The sequence below is a fragment of the Myxococcus sp. AM009 genome (assembly GCF_013372605.1).
GTDB lineage: Bacteria > Myxococcota > Myxococcia > Myxococcales > Myxococcaceae > Myxococcus > Myxococcus vastator.
The window spans coordinates 1-458 of sequence record NZ_JABXEP010000427.1 but is presented as its reverse complement, the minus strand read 5'-3'; the positions used below and the strand labels follow the sequence as shown (position 1 = coordinate 458).

Genomic DNA, 458 nt, shown 5'->3' with positions numbered 1-458 from the left:
GGCAACGACACCGTGGAGATCTACGACGACGCGCCCGTGCAGGTGACGAGCCTGTCGGACGGTGTCACCGCGGCGGCCGGTGGCAACTACCACATGCTGGTCATCCGCATGGACGGCACCGTGTGGACCTGGGGCCGTAACTCCGACGGCCAGCTGGGCGACGGGACGTCCCTGGACGCCCTCGTACCGCTGCGCTCGCAGTTCTATTGAGCCGTTCAATCCCTCTCACTCGCAAAACCAAGGACACTCCAATGACACAAACGACCTCCTCTTGGGGAAGGCGCTTGGCCGGCGTCTGGCTCGGGCTGTGCCTGTTCGCAGGCTGCGGGCAATCTCCTCCGGAAGCCGCTGCTCCCGAGGATTCAACGACCTCCTCCGGCCTCAAGCGCGCCAGTCCGCGCACCCGGCTGGCTGCGGGCGAATCCCATTCACTGGCCATCCGTCCGGACGGTACCCTC

General features: G+C 66.4%; 1 protein-coding gene. It reads left to right on the top strand.

The genetic code is table 11. From position 1 onward, the window contains the following. A partial coding sequence (locus tag HV824_RS36210) for a hypothetical protein (protein WP_176425318.1) occupies nt 1-210 on the top strand: 210 nt, incomplete at its 5' end. Nucleotides 211-458: the final 248 nt, after the last annotated feature.